The sequence below is a fragment of the Pseudoxanthomonas suwonensis genome (assembly GCF_010093235.1).
Classification (GTDB): domain Bacteria; phylum Pseudomonadota; class Gammaproteobacteria; order Xanthomonadales; family Xanthomonadaceae; genus Pseudoxanthomonas; species Pseudoxanthomonas suwonensis.
This window is the reverse complement of sequence record NZ_PDWP01000001.1, coordinates 148,839-168,523: the sequence shown is the minus strand read 5'-3', so window position 1 is coordinate 168,523 and position 19,685 is coordinate 148,839. Positions and strand designations below refer to the sequence as shown.

General features: G+C 71.9%; 18 protein-coding genes. 12 read left to right on the top strand and 6 right to left on the bottom strand.

Annotated features, from left to right (window positions below; genetic code table 11):
• Positions 1-5 precede the first annotated feature (5 nt).
• Positions 6-323 carry a divalent-cation tolerance protein CutA gene (cutA, locus tag CSC68_RS00730; RefSeq protein WP_162201596.1) on the bottom strand — a complete coding sequence of 106 codons (318 nt, stop codon included), beginning with the start codon at positions 321-323 and terminating at the stop codon, positions 6-8.
• 236 nt (positions 324-559) lie between these two features.
• Here cutA and groES point away from each other — a divergent pair, with 236 nt between their 5' ends.
• From groES to glnE, 5 genes are all read left to right on the top strand, one after another.
• The gene (gene groES / locus CSC68_RS00725) at positions 560-850 is read left to right on the top strand and encodes a co-chaperone GroES (protein ID WP_162201595.1); all 291 of its coding nucleotides are present in this window, start codon (positions 560-562) and stop codon (positions 848-850) included.
• 60 nt (positions 851-910) lie between these two features.
• The gene (groL, locus tag CSC68_RS00720) at positions 911-2,542 is read left to right on the top strand and encodes a chaperonin GroEL (protein ID WP_162201594.1); all 1,632 of its coding nucleotides are present in this window, start codon (positions 911-913) and stop codon (positions 2,540-2,542) included.
• Positions 2,543-2,738: 196 nt separating this feature from the next.
• The gene (locus CSC68_RS00715; protein ID WP_162201593.1) at positions 2,739-3,407 is read left to right on the top strand and encodes a hypothetical protein; all 669 of its coding nucleotides are present in this window, start codon (positions 2,739-2,741) and stop codon (positions 3,405-3,407) included.
• 337 nt (positions 3,408-3,744) lie between these two features.
• Positions 3,745-4,821, top strand: coding sequence for a 3-deoxy-7-phosphoheptulonate synthase (locus tag CSC68_RS00710; RefSeq protein WP_162201592.1), 1,077 nt, complete (start codon positions 3,745-3,747; stop codon positions 4,819-4,821).
• Between the two features lie 416 nt (positions 4,822-5,237).
• Positions 5,238-8,054 carry a bifunctional [glutamate--ammonia ligase]-adenylyl-L-tyrosine phosphorylase/[glutamate--ammonia-ligase] adenylyltransferase gene (gene glnE / locus CSC68_RS00705; protein WP_162201591.1) on the top strand — a complete coding sequence of 939 codons (2,817 nt, stop codon included), beginning with the start codon at positions 5,238-5,240 and terminating at the stop codon, positions 8,052-8,054.
• A 21-nt stretch (positions 8,055-8,075) separates the two neighbouring features.
• Here the strand turns inward: glnE and CSC68_RS00700 are convergent, their stop codons facing one another.
• On the bottom strand, positions 8,076-9,035 hold the full coding sequence (locus CSC68_RS00700; RefSeq protein WP_162201590.1) for a mitochondrial fission ELM1 family protein: 960 nt from the start codon (positions 9,033-9,035) through the stop codon (positions 8,076-8,078).
• Between the two features lie 106 nt (positions 9,036-9,141).
• Between CSC68_RS00700 and CSC68_RS00695 the strand changes: the two genes are divergently transcribed.
• The 5 genes from CSC68_RS00695 to CSC68_RS00675 all read left to right on the top strand — a co-directional run bounded on the left by CSC68_RS00695 (position 9,142) and on the right by CSC68_RS00675 (position 13,127).
• Positions 9,142-9,729 (top strand): malonic semialdehyde reductase, encoded by a 588-nt coding sequence (locus CSC68_RS00695; protein WP_162201589.1) that lies wholly within the window; start codon positions 9,142-9,144, stop codon positions 9,727-9,729.
• A gap of 47 nt (positions 9,730-9,776) precedes the next feature.
• Complete coding sequence (locus tag CSC68_RS00690; RefSeq protein ID WP_162201588.1) at positions 9,777-10,352, top strand: YceI family protein; 576 nt, start codon at positions 9,777-9,779, stop codon at positions 10,350-10,352.
• A 115-nt stretch (positions 10,353-10,467) separates the two neighbouring features.
• Positions 10,468-10,665: a zinc-finger domain-containing protein gene (locus CSC68_RS00685; protein ID WP_162201587.1), complete on the top strand. Its 198-nt coding sequence runs from the start codon at positions 10,468-10,470 to the stop codon at positions 10,663-10,665.
• A 31-nt stretch (positions 10,666-10,696) separates the two neighbouring features.
• A complete protein-coding gene (locus CSC68_RS00680; protein ID WP_162201586.1) occupies positions 10,697-11,809 on the top strand; it encodes a glycosyltransferase in 1,113 nt (370 codons plus the stop codon).
• On the top strand, positions 11,790-13,127 hold the full coding sequence (locus CSC68_RS00675; protein ID WP_162201585.1) for an O-antigen ligase family protein: 1,338 nt from the start codon (positions 11,790-11,792) through the stop codon (positions 13,125-13,127). The genes CSC68_RS00680 and CSC68_RS00675 overlap by 20 nt, the downstream gene beginning before the upstream one ends.
• Positions 13,128-13,148: 21 nt before the next feature.
• Here the strand turns inward: CSC68_RS00675 and CSC68_RS00670 are convergent, their stop codons facing one another.
• The gene (locus tag CSC68_RS00670; RefSeq protein ID WP_162201584.1) at positions 13,149-14,105 is read right to left on the bottom strand and encodes an LpxL/LpxP family Kdo(2)-lipid IV(A) lauroyl/palmitoleoyl acyltransferase; all 957 of its coding nucleotides are present in this window, start codon (positions 14,103-14,105) and stop codon (positions 13,149-13,151) included.
• Positions 14,106-14,164: 59 nt separating this feature from the next.
• Here CSC68_RS00670 and waaA point away from each other — a divergent pair, with 59 nt between their 5' ends.
• Complete coding sequence (gene waaA, locus CSC68_RS00665) at positions 14,165-15,490, top strand: lipid IV(A) 3-deoxy-D-manno-octulosonic acid transferase (RefSeq protein ID WP_162201583.1); 1,326 nt, start codon at positions 14,165-14,167, stop codon at positions 15,488-15,490.
• A 67-nt stretch (positions 15,491-15,557) separates the two neighbouring features.
• Here the strand turns inward: waaA and CSC68_RS00660 are convergent, their stop codons facing one another.
• The 3 genes from CSC68_RS00660 to CSC68_RS00650 form a co-directional block, all read right to left on the bottom strand.
• Positions 15,558-16,925 carry a TolC family outer membrane protein gene (locus CSC68_RS00660; protein ID WP_162201582.1) on the bottom strand — a complete coding sequence of 456 codons (1,368 nt, stop codon included), beginning with the start codon at positions 16,923-16,925 and terminating at the stop codon, positions 15,558-15,560.
• A gap of 94 nt (positions 16,926-17,019) precedes the next feature.
• The gene (locus CSC68_RS00655; RefSeq protein ID WP_162201581.1) at positions 17,020-17,682 is read right to left on the bottom strand and encodes a protein-L-isoaspartate O-methyltransferase family protein; all 663 of its coding nucleotides are present in this window, start codon (positions 17,680-17,682) and stop codon (positions 17,020-17,022) included.
• Positions 17,683-17,820: 138 nt separating this feature from the next.
• Positions 17,821-18,477, bottom strand: a complete 657-nt coding sequence (locus CSC68_RS00650; protein ID WP_162201580.1) for a TetR/AcrR family transcriptional regulator — start codon at positions 18,475-18,477, stop codon at positions 17,821-17,823.
• Positions 18,478-18,562: 85 nt separating this feature from the next.
• Here CSC68_RS00650 and CSC68_RS00645 point away from each other — a divergent pair, with 85 nt between their 5' ends.
• Positions 18,563-19,684 carry an efflux RND transporter periplasmic adaptor subunit gene (locus CSC68_RS00645; RefSeq protein WP_162201579.1) on the top strand — a complete coding sequence of 374 codons (1,122 nt, stop codon included), beginning with the start codon at positions 18,563-18,565 and terminating at the stop codon, positions 19,682-19,684.
• Position 19,685: the final 1 nt, after the last annotated feature.

Here is a 19,685-nt window from a genome sequence, read left to right as displayed (position 1 = left end):
TCCGGTCAGTCGCGGGTGGCCTCGACCACCCATCCGAGGTAGCCGGGCAGGCCGGCGGCGGCTTGGACCGCGATCACCTCGGGGAGTTCGTAGGGGTGCAGGGCCTGCAGCCGCTCGACCAGCAGCGGCAGCCGGTCCGCCGGCGCCTTGGCCAGCAGCAGCGCCTCGTCGGCGCGCTCCACCGCTCCCTGCCAGCGGTACACCGAGTGCATGCCGGGCAGCACGCTGGCGCATGCGGCCAGCCGCTCCTCCACCACCGCGGTGGCCAGGCGGGCCGCGGTTTCCGGATCGGGGCAGCTGCAGAAGACCATGTGGACGTCCATGGGCGAAGTGTAGCCGGCCGCCACCGGTGCCGGTCCCGCCGGTGCCGTACGCGGCCGTCCGGAAAAGAAAAGGCGTCGTGGCCCCTTGAAAGCCTTCCCGGGCTGCCCCATCTGCGGTCCATGCCCTCGGTCCGTCGGGGGTTTTCCTGTCGTCGCGGTCGCTGGCACTCACCAGGTCCGAGTGCTAGACTCGCCGCCCTTTTTCCAACCCAGTCAATCACTTGTGAGGGATTGAAATGAGCAACATCAAGCCGCTGTACGACCGCGTCGTGATCAAGCGCACCGAAGAGGAGAAGGTCTCCGCCGGTGGCATCGTGATCCCGGATTCGGCGACCGAGAAGCCGATCAAGGGTCAGGTGATCGCCGTGGGCGAGGGCAAGGTGCTCGACAACGGCAGCGTGCGCACCCCCAAGGTGAAGGTCGGCGACCAGGTCCTGTTCGGCAAGTACGCCGGCACCGAGGTCAAGCTCGACGGCACCGAGTACCTGGTGGTGAAGGAAGACGACATCTTCGCGATCCTGGGCTGAGCCCGGCCCGCTACGCGCTTCGACCCACACAACGCATAACGAATCACGGAGTTTTTCAAAATGGCTGCGAAGGAAATCCGCTTCGGTGAAGACGCCCGCTCGCGCATGGTGCGCGGCGTGAACATCCTCGCCAACGCCGTCAAGGCGACCCTGGGCCCGAAGGGCCGCAACGTCGTGCTCGAGAAGAGCTTCGGCGCCCCGACGATCACCAAGGACGGCGTGTCCGTCGCCAAGGAGATCGAGCTGGCCGACAAGTTCGAGAACATGGGCGCGCAGATGGTCAAGGAAGTCGCTTCCAAGACCTCCGACAACGCCGGTGACGGCACCACCACCGCGACCGTGCTGGCCCAGGCCTTCATCCGCGAAGGCTCCAAGGCCGTCGCCGCCGGCATGAACCCGATGGACCTCAAGCGCGGCATCGACCAGGCCGTCAAGGCCGCCGTCGAGGAGCTGAAGAAGCTGTCCAAGCCGACCGCCGACGACAAGGCGATCGCCCAGGTCGGCACCATCTCGGCCAACAGCGACGAGTCGATCGGCAACATCATCGCCGAGGCGATGAAGAAGGTCGGCAAGGAAGGCGTGATCACCGTCGAGGAAGGCTCGGGCCTGGACAACGAGCTGGACGTGGTCGAGGGCATGCAGTTCGACCGCGGCTACCTGTCGCCGTACTTCATCAACAACCAGCAGTCGCAGACCGCCGACCTGGACGATCCGTTCATCCTGCTGCACGACAAGAAGATCTCCAACGTGCGTGACCTGCTGCCCGTCCTCGAGGGCGTGGCCAAGGCCGGCAAGCCGCTGCTGATCGTGGCCGAGGAAGTCGAGGGCGAGGCCCTGGCGACCCTGGTGGTCAACACCATCCGCGGCATCGTCAAGGTCGTGGCCGTGAAGGCCCCGGGCTTCGGCGACCGTCGCAAGGCGATGCTGGAAGACATGGCCGTCCTGACCGGCGGCACCGTGATCTCCGAGGAAGTCGGCCTGCAGCTGGAGAAGGCCACCATCAAGGACCTGGGCCGCGCCAAGAAGGTGCAGGTCTCCAAGGAGAACACCACCATCATCGACGGCGCCGGCGACACCTCCGCCATCGAGGCGCGCATCAAGCAGATCAAGGCCCAGATCGAGGAGACCTCCTCGGACTACGACCGCGAGAAGCTGCAGGAGCGCGTGGCCAAGCTGGCCGGCGGCGTTGCCGTCATCAAGGTCGGCGCCGCCACCGAGGTCGAGATGAAGGAGAAGAAGGCCCGCGTCGAAGACGCCCTGCACGCCACCCGTGCGGCCGTCGAGGAAGGCGTGGTCCCGGGCGGCGGCGTCGCCCTGATCCGCGCCAAGGCCGCCATCGAGAACCTCAAGGGCATCAACGAGGACCAGAACCACGGCATCCAGATCGCCCTGCGCGCCATGGAAGCCCCGCTGCGCGAGATCGTCACCAATGCCGGCGAGGAGCCGTCGGTGATCGTCAACCAGGTCAAGGCCGGCACCGGCAACTTCGGTTACAACGCCGCCAATGGCCAGTTCGGCGACATGGTCGAGTTCGGCATCCTGGATCCGACCAAGGTGACCCGCACCGCGCTGCAGAACGCGGCCTCCATCGCCGGCCTGATGATCACCACCGAAGCCATGGTGGCCGAGCTGCCGAAGAAGGAAGAGCCGGCGGCTCCGGGCATGGGCGGCATGGGCGGCATGGACTTCTGATCCAGCCGCGGCCCCCGGGTGCCGTAACCGGAAAGGCCCCGCCGCAAGGCGGGGCCTTTTCTTTTGCGGTCGAACAGGTGACGTGCATCGCAGTAATCGGCGAGTGATGTGAAAGACTGGTTAAGAAACCGGATGGGGTGGTCGCTAAGACCCGATGGACCCTCGCGTCCCACCATCCACCGAACCGGAATTCCGCATGTCCAAGAACAAACTCGCCGCGCTGGCCCTCGCCCTGCCCGCCGCCCTGCTCGCACCCGCCGCCATCGCCGCCCCCTTCGAGGACGTGAGCGTGGGCGCCGGCGTCTCCACCCTGGGTTATGGCCTGGACGTCAATGCCAGCCTGAGCAAGCACTTCTCCGCCACCCTCGGCTACAGCACCTTCGAGATCGACGGTGACGAGGACACCGACGAGGTGAACTACAAGGGCGACCTGGAGTTCAGCAACACCCGCCTGCTGCTCAACTGGCACCCGCTGGGCGGCGGCTTCCAGGTCTCCGTCGGCGCCGTGGTCGGCGACATCAAGGCCTCGGTGACCGGCACCCCGCGCGCCGGCGGCGTCTACGAGTTCAACGGCACCGAGTACACCGCCGCGGAAGTGGGCACGCTGAAGGGCACCGTCGAGCTGAAGGACAACGTGGCGCCGTACGCCGGCATCGCCTACCGCTCGCGTGGCGGCAGTGGCCTGGGCTTCTACGTGGAGCTGGGCGCGGTCGCCGCCAAGACCTCGGTCTCGCTGCAGGCCACCGGCCTGGCCAGCGACCCGCGGTTCCAGGCCGACCTGGAAGCCGAGCGCCTGGACCTGGAAGACAGCGTGGACGTGAGCGTGTACCCGGTGCTGGGTGCCGGCCTGGTCTACCGCTTCTGATCGGCGGCCGCGCCGCCCGCGCAGGGCTACGCGGCACCAGGGGGCCGTCGGTCATCCGGCGGCCCTTTTCGTTTCTGTGATGGCAACCCCGCCGGAGCCGCGCGGGTTGCGGATGAAACTGTGGCACCGCACAAGAACGCGTGCTATCAATGCAAGCCATGACCGCAACCCGTGCCAGCTTTTACTTTTGGTACTACTTTCCGAAGCCGCTGGCGGAGGAAGGACTGCGCTCACCCTGAAGAAAGTTTCAGACGCATTCCCGAAAGCCGCCAGCGAACCTGGCGGCTTTTTTGTTGCCGCCTCGCTGGGCAGGCCCCAACCGAAGATGGAAACCGCCATGGCCCCGCACACCGACGACCTCCGCATCCGCAGCCTGCAGCCGCTGACTCCCCCCGCCGAGCTGCTGGCACAGATTCCCTGCGACGAGCAGGCCTCGCAGACCGTGGCCGACGCGCGCCATGCGCTGGCGGCGATCCTGCATGGCCGCGACGACCGCCTGGCGGTGGTCATCGGCCCATGCTCGATCCACGATCCGGAGGCCGCGATGGAATACGCGCGCCGCCTGCGGCCGTTGCGCGACAGCCTTGGCGACGCGCTGGAGATCGTGATGCGCGTGTACTTCGAGAAGCCGCGCACCACGGTGGGCTGGAAGGGACTGATCAACGACCCCGACCTGGACGGCAGCTTCCGCATCGACAAGGGGCTGCGCATCGCCCGCGGCCTGCTGCGCGACATCAACCTGCTCGGCCTGCCTGCCGGTTGCGAGTACCTGGACACGATCTCGCCGCAGTACGTCGCCGACCTGGTGGCCTGGGGCGCGATCGGCGCGCGTACCACCGAAAGCCAGATCCACCGCGAGATGGCTTCCGGCCTGTCGTGCCCGGTGGGCTTCAAGAACGGCACCGACGGCAACGTGCGCATCGCCGCCGACGCGGTGATGGCGGCGGCCCACCCGCACCATTTCCTGGCCGTGACCAAGGACGGGCGTTCGGCGATCGCCGCGACCGCCGGCAACCCCGACTGCCACCTGATCCTGCGCGGCGGCAAGGCGCCCAACTACGACGCGGCCAGCGTGCAGGCCGCCAGCGAGGTGCTGGAGCGCTCCGGCCTGGCGCCGCGCATCATGATCGATGCCAGCCACGCCAACAGTGGCAAGAATCCCGACAACCAGCCGGCCGTGGTGGAGGACATCGCGCGCCAGGTGGAACAGGGCGAACGCCGGATCATCGGCGTGATGGTCGAGAGCCATCTGGTCGGGGGGCGCCAGGATCCGGTGGCCGGACGCGCGCTGATCTACGGCCAGAGCATCACCGATGGCTGCCTCGGCTGGGAGGCGTCGGTGGCCGTGCTGGAGCGGCTCGCCAGCGCCGTGCGCCAGCGCCGCGCCCTGCCGGCCGAGCACCGGGCCGCCTGAAGAAGTTGCGCCGAGCCTGCCCCAGGCCCTCATCGTCGCGGGGGTCGCGTCGTGGCCCGCGCGCGGGCTCGTGCGGCGATTTCGCGCAATCCGTTCAGTTTCATGTCGACGTCGGACCCGCCCGCAACGTCGCCGGGGAAGCCGCATTCCTGGTCGGCAACCCAGTCCCGAATCTGTGATATCGCTATCACTCTAGGGAATACACGTATTCAGCGAAACCAGCCGAAAACCGCCGAAATTGAACCCGCAGGTCCTGTTTTGCAGTGCAGCGTGCAATGCCTGGAGGGGCTCATCACGATGGCCCCGCATCCCGACGTGGGGGAGGGAGCAGGCCCGCTGGCAGTACGCTGCAAGCGGGCTTTTTTATTGCCTGCCGCCGGCCTCGTCCGCCCGGGCCGCATGCCACAATCCGGGCGATGACGACCGCCAGTCCCGTGTCCGCCGCCGACATCCGCGCCCACTACGCCGATCGGGCACTTGCCACCTTGCGCGCGGCCTCGCCACGGCACGACGGGCTGCTGCAGGACGCTGAGCTCCGCGGGCGGGTCGCCCGCGTTGCGGTCGCCAGCGATTTCGCGATCGAAACCCTGCGCCGCCAGCCTTCGCTGCTGGAGCACCTGGCCGCGGACGATCCGCCGCCGCTGCCGCCACCGGTGCTGGACCCGCTGCAGCCACACGACTGGGCCGGGCAGCTCCGCCGCTTCCGCGCCGCCGCGTCCACCCGCCTGGTATGGCGCGACGTGCTTGGCCTGGACGACGTCGACGCCACCCTGGCCGGCAGCACGCAGCTGGCCGAGCAGTGCCTGGCGCTGGCGCTGGAGGCACTGGAGCAGGAGTTCGCGCAGCGCCACGGCGTGGTACGCGATCCGGCCGGCAGGCCGCAGCGGCTGGTCGTGTTCGGCCTGGGCAAGCTCGGCGGCGGGGAACTGAACTTCTCCTCCGACATCGACCTGGTCTACGCCTACGCGCACGACGGCGAATCCGACGGCCGCCGCGCGCTGGCCGCCGAGGAGTATTTCGCGCGCCTGGGCCAGCGCCTGGCCAAGCTGCTGGACGAGGTCACCGCCGACGGCTTCTGCCACCGCGTCGACCTGCGCCTGCGTCCGTTCGGCAATGCCGGCCGGGTGGCGTGGTCGTTCGCGGCGATGGACCAGTACTTCCAGCGCGAGGGCCGCGACTGGGAGCGCTATGCCTGGCTCAAGGCGCGCACCGTGGCCGGCGACATCGCCGCCGGCGAGGCCTGGCTGGAGACGCTGCGCCCGTTCGTCTACCGCCGCTACCTGGACTTCACCGCGCTCGACGGCCTGCGCGCGATGAAGGCGGCGATCGTGGCGGAGATGCAGCGCCGCGACATGGCCGACGACCTCAAGCGCGGCCGCGGCGGCATCCGCGAGATCGAGTTCCTGGTGCAGTCGCTGCAGCTGATCCGTGGTGGCCGCGAGCCGGCGCTGCGCGGCCGCCGGCTGTTGCCGGCGCTGCAGGCGCTGGTCGACGGCGGGCAGGTCGCGGCGGAAGACGGCGCCGCGCTGGCCGCGGCCTACCGCTTCCTGCGCCGGCTCGAGAACCGCGTGCAGATGTTGGCCGATGCCCAGGTGCATGCGTTGCCGGAGGATGCGCACGCGCGCGAGCGCATCGCCGTCGGGTTGGACTACGAGGGCTGGCCGCCGCTTCAGGCCGAGCTGGCGGAATGCCGTGCGCGGGTGTCGGCCGAGTTCGATGCGCTGCTGGTGCCGCGCCGGCGCGAGTCCGCGCCCGATGCGCTGGAAGGCTACTGGCGGCTGCTGCCGCAGGCCGGCGAACCGGCGGTGCTGGCGGACGCGGGATTCGGCGACGCTGCCGGCGCCGACGCGGCGCTGCGGGACTTCGCCCGCAGCAATGGCGTCCGCGCCCTGTCCGACGCCGCGCGCGCGCGCCTGGACCGGGTGGTTCCCGCGCTGCTCGGCGCGGCCTCGCGCTCGGCGCAGCCGGATGCGGCGCTCAGGCGCCTGCTGGGCCTGCTGCAGTCGATCCTGCGACGCGCCAGCTACCTTGCCCTGCTCGACGAACAGCCCAGCGCGCTGGCGCGGCTGGTCGACGTGCTCGCCCGCAGCGCGCTGCTGGCCGACCGCATCGCCGCCTATCCGCTGCTCCTGGACGAGCTGCTGGACGTGCGCGTCGCCGGTCCCATCCCCGATGCGGCGGAGATGCAACGCGCCTGCGCCGAGGCGGTGGCCAGCGGCGACGGCGACCCCGAGGCGGCGCTACGCGCGCTCAACGAGGTGCGCCTGGCGCTGAGCTTCCGCATCGCGCTGGCGGCGCTGGACCGCCGCCAGCCGGCCACCGACAGCGTGCGCCAGCTGGCCTGGCTGGCCGACGCGGTGGTGGTGCAGGTGCTGGCGATGGCAGAGGGGGAGGTCGCGGCAGCGCACGGGCGCATCGCCGGCGGCCGTTTCGCGGTGGTCGGCTATGGCAGCCTCGGCGGCTGCGAGCTGGGCTTCGGTTCCGACCTGGACCTGGTATTCCTCTACGACGCCGATCCCGAAGCCGCGTCCGACGGCGGGCGCCCGCTGGAGGCCGGACGCTGGTACGCGCGCCTGGCGCAGAAGCTCGTCGGCCTGCTGGGTGCGGTGACCAGCGCCGGACGCCTGTACGAGACCGACATGCGCCTGCGTCCCGATGGCGGCAAGAGCCTGCTGGTGTCGTCGCTGCCCAGCTATCTCGATTACCAGATGCACCGCGCCTGGACCTGGGAACACCAGGCCCTGGTGCGCGCCAGGGCGGTCGCCGGAGATCCCGCGCTGGCCGCCGACTTCGAACGCATCCGGGGGGAGACCCTGTCGCGGCCGCGCGAGCCGGCCGCGCTCGCCGCGGACGTGGCCAGCATGCGCCGGCGCATGCGCGCCGAGCTGGATCGCAGCGACGCGGGCCGGTTCGACCTCAAGCAGGGGGCGGGCGGCCTGGTCGACCTCGAATTCCTGGTCCAGTACCTGGTCCTGCGCGAAGCCGGTGCACAGCCGGCGCTGCAGGCTCCGCGCGACACGCCCGGGCTGCTGGCCGCGCTGGCGCAGGCCGGAGTACTCGGCCAGGCCACGGCTTCGGACCTGCTGGCGGCGCATGCGGTGTTCCTCGACGCTGGCCTGGCGTGCACCCTCGACCGCCGCCCGCGCCTGGTGCCGCCGGACGCCGCCGTGGAAGACGCGCGCGCGCGGGTCACCGCCGCCGTGGCGGCGCTGGGGCTGTCCTTCGATCCCTGAGTAGGGTGGCGCGGAGCCGGATCACAGGCCCAGGCGTTCGCGCACCACGTCCGCCACCCGCGCGGTCTCGCGCAGCGGCGTGACCTCGAACGGCTCCAGGTCGCCGCCGGTGGCACGGATGCGGCCGAGCGACTGCAGCGAGGCGATGAAGCTCCCGGCGCGGCTGCGTGCCAGGCCGGGTTCGATCACGTATACCGGCGCGCGCGTGGCGCAGGCCTCGGACAGCATGTTCACCGAATCCGGCGTGCACACGATGCGGTCGGCGCAGGCCAGCAGGCCTGGATAGGGGTTGGCGCCGGCACCTTCCCAGACCACGCCCGGCAGGCCCTGCATGGCCGCGTGCAGCGGCGCGGACACGGCGGCCGGAGTGCGGCGCGACACCGTGGCGAGCAGGCTGCCTGACTCGGCGCGCACCTGCGCGCGCAAGTCCGACAGGGCGGTTTCCAGCGTCTGCAGCGTCCACGGCGCCTGCCGGGTCGGGCCGCCCAGCAGCAGCGCCGTACGCGGCCTGGGCAGGGAGCAGAGCGCCCGGAACTGCTGGCGCGCCCGTTCCAGCCAGGCGTCATCGACCGGGTTGAGGCTGCCGAGCAGGGTGACCACGTTGCCGCCGCGCAGGCGGTCGTGCTCGGGCACGACCACCACGTCCCAGTGCCGGCTGTCGATGCGCGGATCCAGGATCTGCACCGCCCTGGCACCATGCTCGCGCGCCAGCCGCCCGGCCAGTGCGCCCTGGCGGCCGCAGCCGATGGCGATCTCCGGCGACTGGCCCCTGGCCAGCGCGGAGGCCAGGCCGGGCCCGAACGCGTGCCGCGCGCCCGGCATCCGTCGCGGGGCCAGCCAGCGCCAGGGCGCCCGTGGCGCCAGGGTCGGCAGGTGCGGCGATTCCAGGCCCATGGCGGCAGCCAGCGCCTCCGCCTGGCGTACGTTGCCGGCGTTGCCATCGGTCAGCAGCCAGGCCTTGGCGGGCGCTTTCCGTTCCATGCGCGACTCCAATACGTTCCAGGCCGAGTTTGGCAAAGCGTCGGTGCAACACTCTACACTGCCGCCACCCGTGGCCCGGCGCCGCACCCAGACCTTGCCAGAAATCATGAGCCAACCGTTGAACGAAGCCGTCCTCGACCAGCTGTTCACCAGCGCCCGCACCTACAACGCCTTCTCGGGCGAGGTCAGCGAGGAGACGCTGCGCCAGCTCTACGACCTGCTCAAGCTCGGGCCGACGGCCGCCAACACCGGGCCCGCGCGCCTGGTGTTCGTGAAGTCGGCCGAGGCCAAGGCCAGGCTGGCCCCGGCGCTGGCCCCGGGCAACCTGGACAAGACGATGTCCGCGCCGGTGACGGTGATCATCGGCCGCGACCTGGACTTCCACGAGAAGCTGCCGTACCTGTTCCCGCACGCCGACGCCAAGGCCTGGTTCGAAGGTCCGCGGGAGGGCCGCGACAAGCCTTCGCTGCTGAACATGTCCCTGCAGGCCGGCTACCTGGTCATGGCCGCGCGCGCGCTGGGCCTGGATGCCGGCCCGATGACCGGCTTCGACCACGACAAGGTCGACGAGGCCTTCTTCGCCGGCACGAACATCCGCTCGGAAATCCTGGTCAACCTCGGCTACGGTGATCCCGCGAGCCTGTACCCGCGTTCCCCGCGACTGTCCTTCGACGAGGCCGCGCGCATCGTCTGAGGCGTCGACCCATGCAGTCGTCCCCGCAATTCCCAAGGAGCCACACCATGCGCAAGACCCTGCTCGCCGCCGTACTGGCCACCTTCGCCGGCGCCGCCTTCGCCGCCCCCGTCACCTACGACCTCGATCCGACCCACACCAACGTGCTGGCCCAGTGGAGCCACTTCGGCTTCTCCCACCCGTTCGCCAACTTCGGCGACGTGGAAGGCACCCTGGTCTACGACGCCGACAACGTCGCCGCCTCCAGCGTGGAAGTGACCCTGCCGCTGTCGGGCCTGGAGGCCTTCAGCAGCAAGTTCAACGACCACCTGCGCAGCGCCGACTTCTTCGACGCCGCCAAGTACCCGGCCGCGAAGTTCAAGAGCACCAGGGTCGAGGCCGCCGGCGAGGGCAAGCTCAAGGTCACCGGCGACCTGACCATCAAGGACATCACCCGCCCGGTGGTGCTGGACGTGACCTTCAACAAGGCGGCCGACCATCCCATGCTCAAGGCCCCGGCGATCGGCTTCGACGCCACCGCCACCATCCTGCGCAGCGAGTTCGGCGTGGGCGCCTACGCCCCGAACGTGGGCGACGAGGTCACCCTGCGCATCACCACCGAGGCCCACGCCAAGGCCAAGTGATGCCGCGCGGCGCCGGCCCCGGGCGGGCCGGCGCCGTTCCTGCGGTCGCGGGCGGCCGCGACGGCGCGCGCGCTGGTAGAATCCGCGTGCTTCCTGCCGATCCGACCTACACGCCATGAACACCACCGCCGCCGCGCCCGCCAATGCCGAGAAGCGTTACACCGTGCACCGCGCGGACCTGCCGCTGAGCTGCCCGACGCCGGAAATGGCGCTGTGGAACTCGCACCCGCGCGTGTACCTGCCGATCCAGGACGAGCCCAACGGCGAGGCCCAGTGCCCGTACTGCTCGGCCATCTACAAGCTGGTCGACTGAGCAACGCCCGGCGCCGGCCGTTCTTCCGTCGATGCGCCGCCTGACCGTCGTCCAGTTGCTGCCGGCGCTGGAATCCGGCGGGGTCGAACGCTCCACCCTCGAGATCGCCGCCGCGCTGGTCGCCTCCGGGCACCGCGCCATCGTCGTTTCCGCAGGCGGTCGCCTGGTGCCCGCGCTGCAGGCCGCCGGCGCCGAACACATAGCCCTGCCCATCGGCCGCAAGTCGCCGGCCGTGCTGCGCCATGTCCCGGCCCTGCGCCGGCTGTGCCTGGAGGTGGGCGCGGACATCGTCCATGCCCGCTCGCGCCTGCCGGCGTGGCTGGGGCGCATGGGCCTGGCGAGCCTGCCCGCGGCGCGCCGCCCGCGCTGGGTCACCACGGTGCATGGACTGAACTCGCCGGGCCGCTACAGCGCGGTGATGGCCAGCGGGGAGCGCGTTGTCTGCGTTTCGCACACCGTGCGCGACTACGTGCTGCGCCATTACCCCGATACCGATCCGGCACGCCTGCGGGTGATCGAGCGCGGCATCGATCCAGCGCAGTTTCCCCCGCGGCCGCTGCCCGACCCCGATGCCCGTGCCGCGATGGTGACGGAGCATCCGGCGCTGGCCGGCGCCGACCCGCTGCTGCTGCTGCCAGGCCGCGGCACCCGCCTGAAGGGCCATGCCGATGCGCTGCAACTGCTGGCGACGCTGCGCGCCGGTGGCCATCCGCAGGCAAGGCTCTGGCTGCCGGGCGCGCGCGAGGCAGGGCGCGAGGCCTATATCGCCGAACTGGAGGCGCTGGCCGGGCAGCTGGGCGTGGCCGATGCGGTGCTGTTCACCCCGGCCACGTCGCGCATCGCCACCGCCTACGCCGCCAGCGACCTGGTGCTGCAGCTGTCGCGCAAACCCGAGGCGTTCGGTCGCACGGTGGTCGAGGCGCTTTCGGTGGGCCGCCCCGTGCTGGGCTGGGCGCATGGCGGGGTGGGCGAGCTGCTGGCGCAGCTGCAGCCTGCCGGAGCGGTGCCGCCTTTCGACGCCGATGCGCTGGCCACCGCGGCCGCGGGCCTGCTGCGCGATCCGCCGGCGCCGGTCGCCGTTCCGTTCACGCTGCAGGCCATGCAGCAGGCCACCCTGGACCTGTATGCCGAACTGGCCGGCTGAGCACGCGCCCCCCGCAGGGCGTGCCTTCGCGTGGACGCCTGCCTGGGTGGTGCTTGCCGTGGCCCTGTGGCCGCTGCCGGGACCGGCGGAGGCGGTGTTTTCCCTCGGCGCCCTGGTGGTGGCCGGGCAGCTGGCCTGGGTCGCCGCCCGCGGCCGGCCGATGCCGCTGGATCGCGGTGCTTTCGTGCTGGCGGGCCTGCTGTTCGGTGCCTACTGGCTGCCGGAACTGCTGTCCGCGCCGGATGCGCTGGACCGTGGCCGCGCCTGGAAGGAAACGCTGGCCGACCTGCGCTACCTGCCGCTGCTGTGGGGGATCGCCATCGCCGTGCGCGAGCCGCGTGGTCGCCGCGTCGTGGCCGGTGGCATCGCCGTCCTCGCCCTGGCCTGGAGCATCGATGCACTGGTGCAGGCGCTGGCCGGTGCCAGCCCGCTGTTCCGCGGCCTGGACGCGCTGAAGGGGCTTTCCGGCGGCGGCCCGCTGTGTCCGGTCGACGAGGTCCAGGCCTGGGATCGCGTCAGCGGCGTGTTCGGCGACTGCAATCCCAAGCTGGGCCTGGTGCTGGCCAGCCTCTCGCCGTTCGCCCTGGCCTGGGCGGAGCGCCGCGGCCGGGCCCGGGGCTGGCGCGTCGCCGCCGGCCGGGTGGGGGCGGCGGTGCTGCTGGGCGGCGTGCGCGCCGGCTGGCTGACGTTCGGCCTCGTCGTGCTGGTGTCCGGCTGGCGCGTGCTTGGCCCCGTGCGGCTGGCGGGCTTCGCCGTGGCGGGCGTGCTGGCGCTGGGCATGCTCCACCTGGCCTCGCCGCAGCTGCAGCAGCGCGTGGCGCGCACCACCATGGTCCTGCAGGGCGATGCCGGTGGACTGGACGGCGCGCTGTCCGGGCGCGGACGGATCTGGCAGGGCGCGCTGTGCATGGCGCGCTCGCATCCGCTCAACGGCGTGGGCGTGCGCGGCTTCCGCGATGCCTGGGCCGGCTGCGATCCTGCGCCCGGCGAGGCCGCCGCGTGGGGCGATGGCGATGCGCTGCATGCCCACCAGCTGGTGCTGGAACTGCTGAGCGAGACCGGCGTCCTCGGCCTGCTGGCCTGGCTGGGCGGGGCGTTCGTGGCGTGGCGTGCCTGGGCGCGTGCCGATGCCGGCGCGCGCCTCCGCGCCGCTCCGGCGCTGCTGGCCCTGGCGGCGACCGTGTTCCCGCTCAATACCCACCTGGCGGCGTACTCGACCTTCTGGGGCGGGGTGCTGGTGCTGCTGGCCGGACTCCATGCGGGCCTGCTGCATGCCCGCGCGGATACCCCCGCGGAGGCGGGCGCCACGCACCGTTGAGGTGCCGGCGCGTGCGCCGGCTCAGCCGGCCGCAGCCGGTGGCGTGGGCAGGTCGCGGCCGCGGTCGTAGTAGTCGCTGCGGCCGTGCGGCTGGCGCTTGAAGCGGCGGTGGATCCACAGGTACTGGGCCGGCGCCTCGCGCACCATGGCCTCGATCGCCGCGTTGACCCGGGCGGTGTCGGCCACCGCGTCCTCGCTGGGGAAGTCGGGCAGCGGCGGCGCCACGCGCAGGATGTAGCGCCCGCCCTCGCGGCGGTGGAAGAACGGCACCACGGCGCAACCGGTGACCCGCGCCAGCTGGTGGGTGGCGGTGATGGTCGAGGCCGGCATGCCGAAGAACGGCGCGAACACCGAGTCCTTGCCGCGCATGTCCTGGTCGGGCGCGTACCACAGCATGCCGCCGCGCTTGAGGTGTCGCACCGCGCCGCGCAGGTCGCTGTTGGCGAACATCGCCACCGCATAGCGCAGGCGGCCGCGCTTGACCGCCCACTCCATCACCGGGTTGCGGTGGCGGCGGTACATGCCGGCCAGCGGCACCTGGCCGCACATCAGCCGGCCGCACATCTCCAGGGTCATGAAATGGCCCGAAACCAGCAGCACGCCGCGGCCCTGGGCCTGCAGTTCCTGCAGGTGCTCCAGTCCCTCGATCCGGGCCTGGCGTTCGATCGGGGCCAGCGAGCCCCACCACGCGCGCGCGAACTCGAACAGGCCGACGCCCAGCGCGTCGAAGCTGTCGCGGGCCAGGCGTGCGCGCCACTCCGGCGTCTGCTGCGGGAAGCACAGCGCGATGTTGACCTCGGCGGCGCGGCGGCGGGTACGTGCCAGGCGCCAGGCAAGCCAGCCGATGCCGCGCCCGATCGCGCGCTGCCACAGCCAGGGCAGGCGCGCGGCGGTGACCATGACTCCCAGCGCCAGCCACATGGGCCAGTTGCGCGGGGCGAGGGAGGGGCGGGGAGGTGGCGGGTCTGCGGCGCTCATGTGCCGATTCTAAGCCTGCGCCCGGGGCCGGCCGGCGTCGCCTCGGCTATCCTGCGTCCATGTCGACTCCGTTTCCGCGCAAGGAACGGGGCGAAAGCGTGGTGCGCTGGCTCTATTCGCTGGCCCTGTACCTGCTGTCGCCCTTCACCCTCTACCACCTGGTCTCGCGCGGCTTCCGCGTGCGCGAGTATTTCCGCCGCTGGGACGAGCGCTACGCGGCATACAGCACCGAGCAGGGCCGGCCCTGCGTGTGGCTGCACGCGGTGTCGGTGGGCGAGGTCAACGCGGCCGCCCCGCTGGTCAACGCGCTGTTGCGGCAGGGCAAGGGCACGCGCTGGGTGGTCACCACCATCACCCCCACCGGTTCGCAGCGCGTGCGCGCGCTGTGGGGCGAGCGCGTCGACCACGTCTACCTGCCCTACGACCTGCCGGGCAGCGTGGACCGCTTCCTGCAGCACTTCCGGCCGACGGTGGCGCTGATCATGGAGACCGAGCTGTGGCCGAACATGCTGTTCGGCTGCCGCGACCACCGCATCCCGGTGTACGTGCTCAACGCGCGGCTGTCGGCGCGCTCGCTGCGCGGCTACCGGCTGCTGCGGCCGCTGCTGGGCCGCGCCCTGCGCACCGTGCGCTGCGTGGCGGCGCAGTCGGCCGCCGACGCGCGCCGCTTCCAGGTGCTGGGCGCGCGCGCGGACCAGGTGCGCGTGCTGGGCAACCTCAAGTACGACGTGGAGGTGCCGGATGGCCTGGGGGCGCTGCGTTCGGCGTTCGCCGACGCGCTGGGCCGGCCGCGTCCGGTGTGGATCGCCGCCAGCACCCACGAGGGCGAGGAGGAGGCCGTGCTGGCCCTGCACCGGCGCCTGCGCGCGCGCTGGCCGGACCTGCTGCTGCTGTGGGCGCCGCGGCATCCGGAGCGTTTCGGCCGGGTCCAGGCGCAGGCCGCGGCCGCGGGCTGGCAGGTGGGCACGCGCAGCCGAGGTGGCTGGCCGGCGGCCGGCGACGAGGTGTTCGTGGTCGATACCCTGGGGGAGCTGATGGCGTTCTACGCCTGCGCCGACGTGGCCTTCGTCGGCGGCAGCCTGCAGCCGGTGGGCGGGCACAACCTCCTGGAGCCGGCGGCGGTGGGCACGGCGATCGTCACCGGTCCGCACCTGCACAACTTCGCCGAGGTCTCGCGCCGCCTCGACGAGGCCGGCGCGCTGCGCGTGGGCCAGGACCTCAACGAGGTCGGCGACGCGCTGGAGGCGCTGCTGGGCGATCCCGGGCTGCGCCAGGCCATGGTGGCCGCGGGACTGGGCCTGGTCGACCAGGGACGCGGTGCCCTGCGCCGGACCCTGGAGCTGATCGCGCCCGACCTGCCTGCCCCGGATCCGGTCGAGGACTGAGCCAGAGGCCGGAAAAGGGAAGGCCGCCCGGAGGCGGCCTTCCCGTCGTGCGGCGCGGAGCGGGGGCTTACTGCCGCAGGATCGACGGATCCTGCAGCTGGGCCTCGGCGTCCACCGTCAGCAGGGCGTTGACCTGGCGCAGCGCATCCACGTCCAGCTCGCCGGTGGCCTGCGACAGCAGCAGGCGGTTGAGCAGGAAGTTGTACTTGGAGCGCGCGTACTCGACCTGCGCCTGGAACAGCGTGCGCTGGTTCTGGACCACGTCCAGCACGGTGCGGGTGCCGACCTCCAGGCCGACCTGCGAAGCCTCGTAGGCGCTCTGCGCGGAGACCACGGCCAGGCGGCGGGCCTCGACCTCGCTCACGCCGGCGACCAGCGCCTGGTAGAGGTTGCGGGTGTTGCGGTCCAGGGCGCGGCGCTGCTGCTCGTACTGGTCCTGGGCGATATCGCGCTGGGCGACGGCCTGGCGCACGCGGGACTGGGTCGCGCCGCCGGAGAAGATCGGCACGGTCAGGGTGATGCCGATGCTGCTGCCGGTGCTTTCGCCGTTGCCGGCGCCGGTGAGGTTGTCGATGTCGCCCCAGGCCGCGTCCTTGCCCCAGTCGGCGTTGAGCGCCAGGGTGGGGTAGTGGCCGGCACGGGCGGTTTCCACGCTCTGGTCCGCGGCCTGGGCACGCAGCTCGGCCGAGCGCAGGCTGGGATTGCGCTCGATCGCGGCGGCCACCCAGGCGTCGGCGTCGCTGCGCAGGCTCGGCAGCTCCGGGCGGAAGTCGGCCGGCAGGGCGCGCAGGTCGCGCACCGGCTGCCCGGTCAGCTCGGCCAGCGCCTGGTAGGCGTCCTGCAGGGCGTTGCGGGCGAGGATGGTGTTGGCGCGGGCCTCGTCGTACTGGGCGCGGGCCTCGTGCACGTCGGTGATCGGGGCCAGGCCCACTTCCAGGCGCTTGTCGGCGTAGTCGAACTGGCGCTTGCCGGCGGCCTCGTTGGTCTCGGCGGCGGCCAGGGACTCGATCGCCACCAGTACGTCGAAGTAGGCGGCGGCGGTGCGCACCATCAGGTCGTCGCCGGCGGCGGCCAGGTCCTGGTCGGCGGCGGCGCTGAGCGTGCGCTCGGCGCGCAGGGTGGAGAAGTCGCCCCAGTTGAACAGCGTCTGCGAAGCGCGCAGGCCGTAGCTGCGGGAGGTCCTTTCGATGGTGCCGGGACGGCCATCGCGCTCGGTGCGCGAGCGGGTGAGGCTGGCGGAGCCGTTGACCTGCGGCAGCAGCGCCGCGCGCGCCTGGACCCGGCCTTCCTTGGTGATGAGGGTGTTCGATTCGGCGATCGCCAGCGTCGGGTCGCCGTTGCGGGCCATTTCGTAGGTCTGCAGCAGGTCGGCGGCGCTGGCGGTGACGGGGACCAGTGCGGCCGCCAGGGCCAGGGCGAGGGAACGGCGGATCATCAGCGGCTTCCTTATCTTCATGTTGGGCCCGGGTCCATGCCCGGGCCGTCGTGGGGATATCCGGATCGGACCGCTGCCCCGCGGGGCATTGCGGTCAGAAACTGAACTGCGGGGCCGGCTCGGCGCCACGCAGGTACTCGAGCTCGGTCTCGAACAACGATTCAACGGCCGGCGAGTTGACATCGCCGGTGTGGCGCAGCAGCACGGCTTCCATCACCGGCGCGCGGCCACGGACCACGAACAGGCGGCCGCCCGGGCGCAGCCACTCCAGGAAACGGGCCGGGACCGTGTCGACGGCGCCGGTCACGCAGACCGCGTCGAACTGGCGGGTCGGCGCGTAGTGCAGGGCGTCGGCGGTCTCGATGCGGACGTTGGTGCCCAGGCCGGTGGCGTCCAGGCGCGCACGCGCGGCCGTGGCTAGTTCCGGCACCAGTTCGATGCTGACGACCTCGCGGGCCATCGCGGCCAGGCAGGCGGTCGAATAGCCGCTGCCTGTGCCCACTTCCAGCACGCTGTCGCCGGGCTGCAGGGCCAGGGCCTGCAGCATGCGGCCCTCGACCACCGGCTTCATCATCCGGGCGCCGTGGCCCAGCGGGAGCTCGATGTCGGCGTAGGCCAGGGCGCGCTGGGCCTCCGGCACGAAGGCCTCGCGCGGCAGGCGGCCGATCACGTCCAGCACGGCGGCGTCCAGGACCTCCCAGGGTCGGACCTGCTGTTCCACCATCAGTTCGCGGGCAAGGGCGTAATCGATCGTCATGGCTGCTATCACAAGGCGCGGGAGGCCGGGCATTCTACTACCGCGGGGACCCGGGCCGGCGCAGAGAGGATGGCCGCGCGCGCCGGGGGGCGCTCAGTGCCGGAAGTCACCGAGACCACCGGCGCCGTGCGCGCCTGTTCAGGCGGCATAGGCGCGCAGGAAGAAGTCGGCGGTCGCCTCCAGGTGCCGGGCGAGCTGCTCGGGGGCCGGCGCACCGCACAGCCCGCAGGACATCCGCGAGTACAGCTCCCCCTTGAGCAGGCTGAAGAACTGGGAGGCGGCCAGCGGCACGTCGTCGATCCGCAGCTGGCCCTCGTCCACCCGGGCCTGCAGGAACTGGGCGAACACGTCCTGGACCCGCCGCGGGCCGGCGTTCCAGAACAGCAGGCGCAGGGCCTCCTCGCCGGTGCCGGTGTTCATCATGCGGTGGATGCGCAGCGCTTCCTCGCTGCTGATCAGGGTGAAGAAGGCATGCCCGATGGCCACCAGCTGCGCACGCAGCGGGCCTTCCGGCGGGTTCAGCAGCAGCTCGTCCGGCAGCACCTCGCGGCACTTGGCGGCAATGGCCTCGGAGAACAGCGTCTCCTTGTCGCCGAAATGGCTGTAGACCGTGAGCTTGGAAACGCCTGCGGCCGCGGCGATCTGGTCCATGCTCACGCCCTGGTAGCCCTGCTCCAGGAACATGCGCTTGGCCGCATCGAGGATCGCGGCGCGCTTGGCCAGGTCCTTGGGGCGGCCCGGGCCCGGATTGCGGACGGGAGCCGGAACGCTGGCCGGCGAGGTCTGACGGGTCATGGTGGTAATACTAGACTACTTGGTTTTCTATTTATACCATACCGCCCGGTTCACTATTTTCCATCTACGGGACGGAGCTGCTCCGATGCAGGGAAGGGTCAGGTATGGAGTGCTGGCGGCGATCGTGGCGATCGCGCTGGCCGGTTGCGGCAATGGCGACGAAGCACCGCAAGCCGCGCGTCCGGTATGGGTGGTGCAGCCGCAGCCGGCCGGTGGAAGCGCCGGGCTGGCGTTCCCGGGCGAAGTGCGTGCCCGCGAGGAGAGCCCGCTGGCCTTCCGCATCGGCGGCGAACTGGTGGCCCGGCGCGTCGACGCCGGCGCGCGCGTGGCCGAAGGCCAGGCGCTGGCCGAGCTGGATCCGGGCGACCAGGCGCTGCAGGCGCGCGCCGCGCGGGCGCAGTACGCCGCGGCCGAGGCCGAGCGCGTGCGCCTGAAGGGCGAGCTGGACCGCTATGCACAACTGGTCGGACAGCAGCTGGTCAGCCGTTCGGCCTACGAGGCGCAGGAAGCGGCCTACAAGGCCGCCGCCGGGCAGGCCGATGCCGCACGCGCGCAGTGGGAGGTCACCCGCAACCAGTCCGCCTACACCACCCTGCGTGCGCCGCATGCCGGCGTGATCGCCAGCCGCCAGGCCGAGGTCGGCCAGGTGGTGGCGGCGGGCCAGACCATTTTCATGCTGGCGGCCGATGGCGGGCGCGAGGTGGCGATCGACCTGCCGGAAGACCGCATCGGCCAGTTCAAGGTCGGCGACCCGGCCGAGGTCGAACTGTGGAGCCGCCCGGGCCAGCGCCTGCCGGCGCGGATCCGCGAGCTGGCCCCGGCCGCCGATCCGCAGACCCGCAGCTACGCCGTGCGCGTGGCGCTGGACGCCGCGGTGGCCGGCGACGTGGCCCTGGGCCAGAGCGCGCGGGTGTTCCTGGGTCGTGGCGATGCCGGGGCCGGCCTGCAGGTGCCGCTGTCGGCGCTGCAGCAGGGCGCGGATGGCAAACCCGTGGTCTGGGCGGTGCGCGAAGGCAAGGCGGTGCCGGTGCCGGTCGAGCACGGCCCGCTGGGCAGCGAGTCGGTGGACGTGCGCGGCGGGCTGCGCGCCGGGGACTGGGTGGTCGCCGCCGGCGGCCACCTGCTGCGCGAGGGCGAGGAGGTGGTCCCGGTGGACCGCGCCAACCGGCCGGTGGCCGCGGCCGCCGCCAAGCCGAAGGCGGACTGAG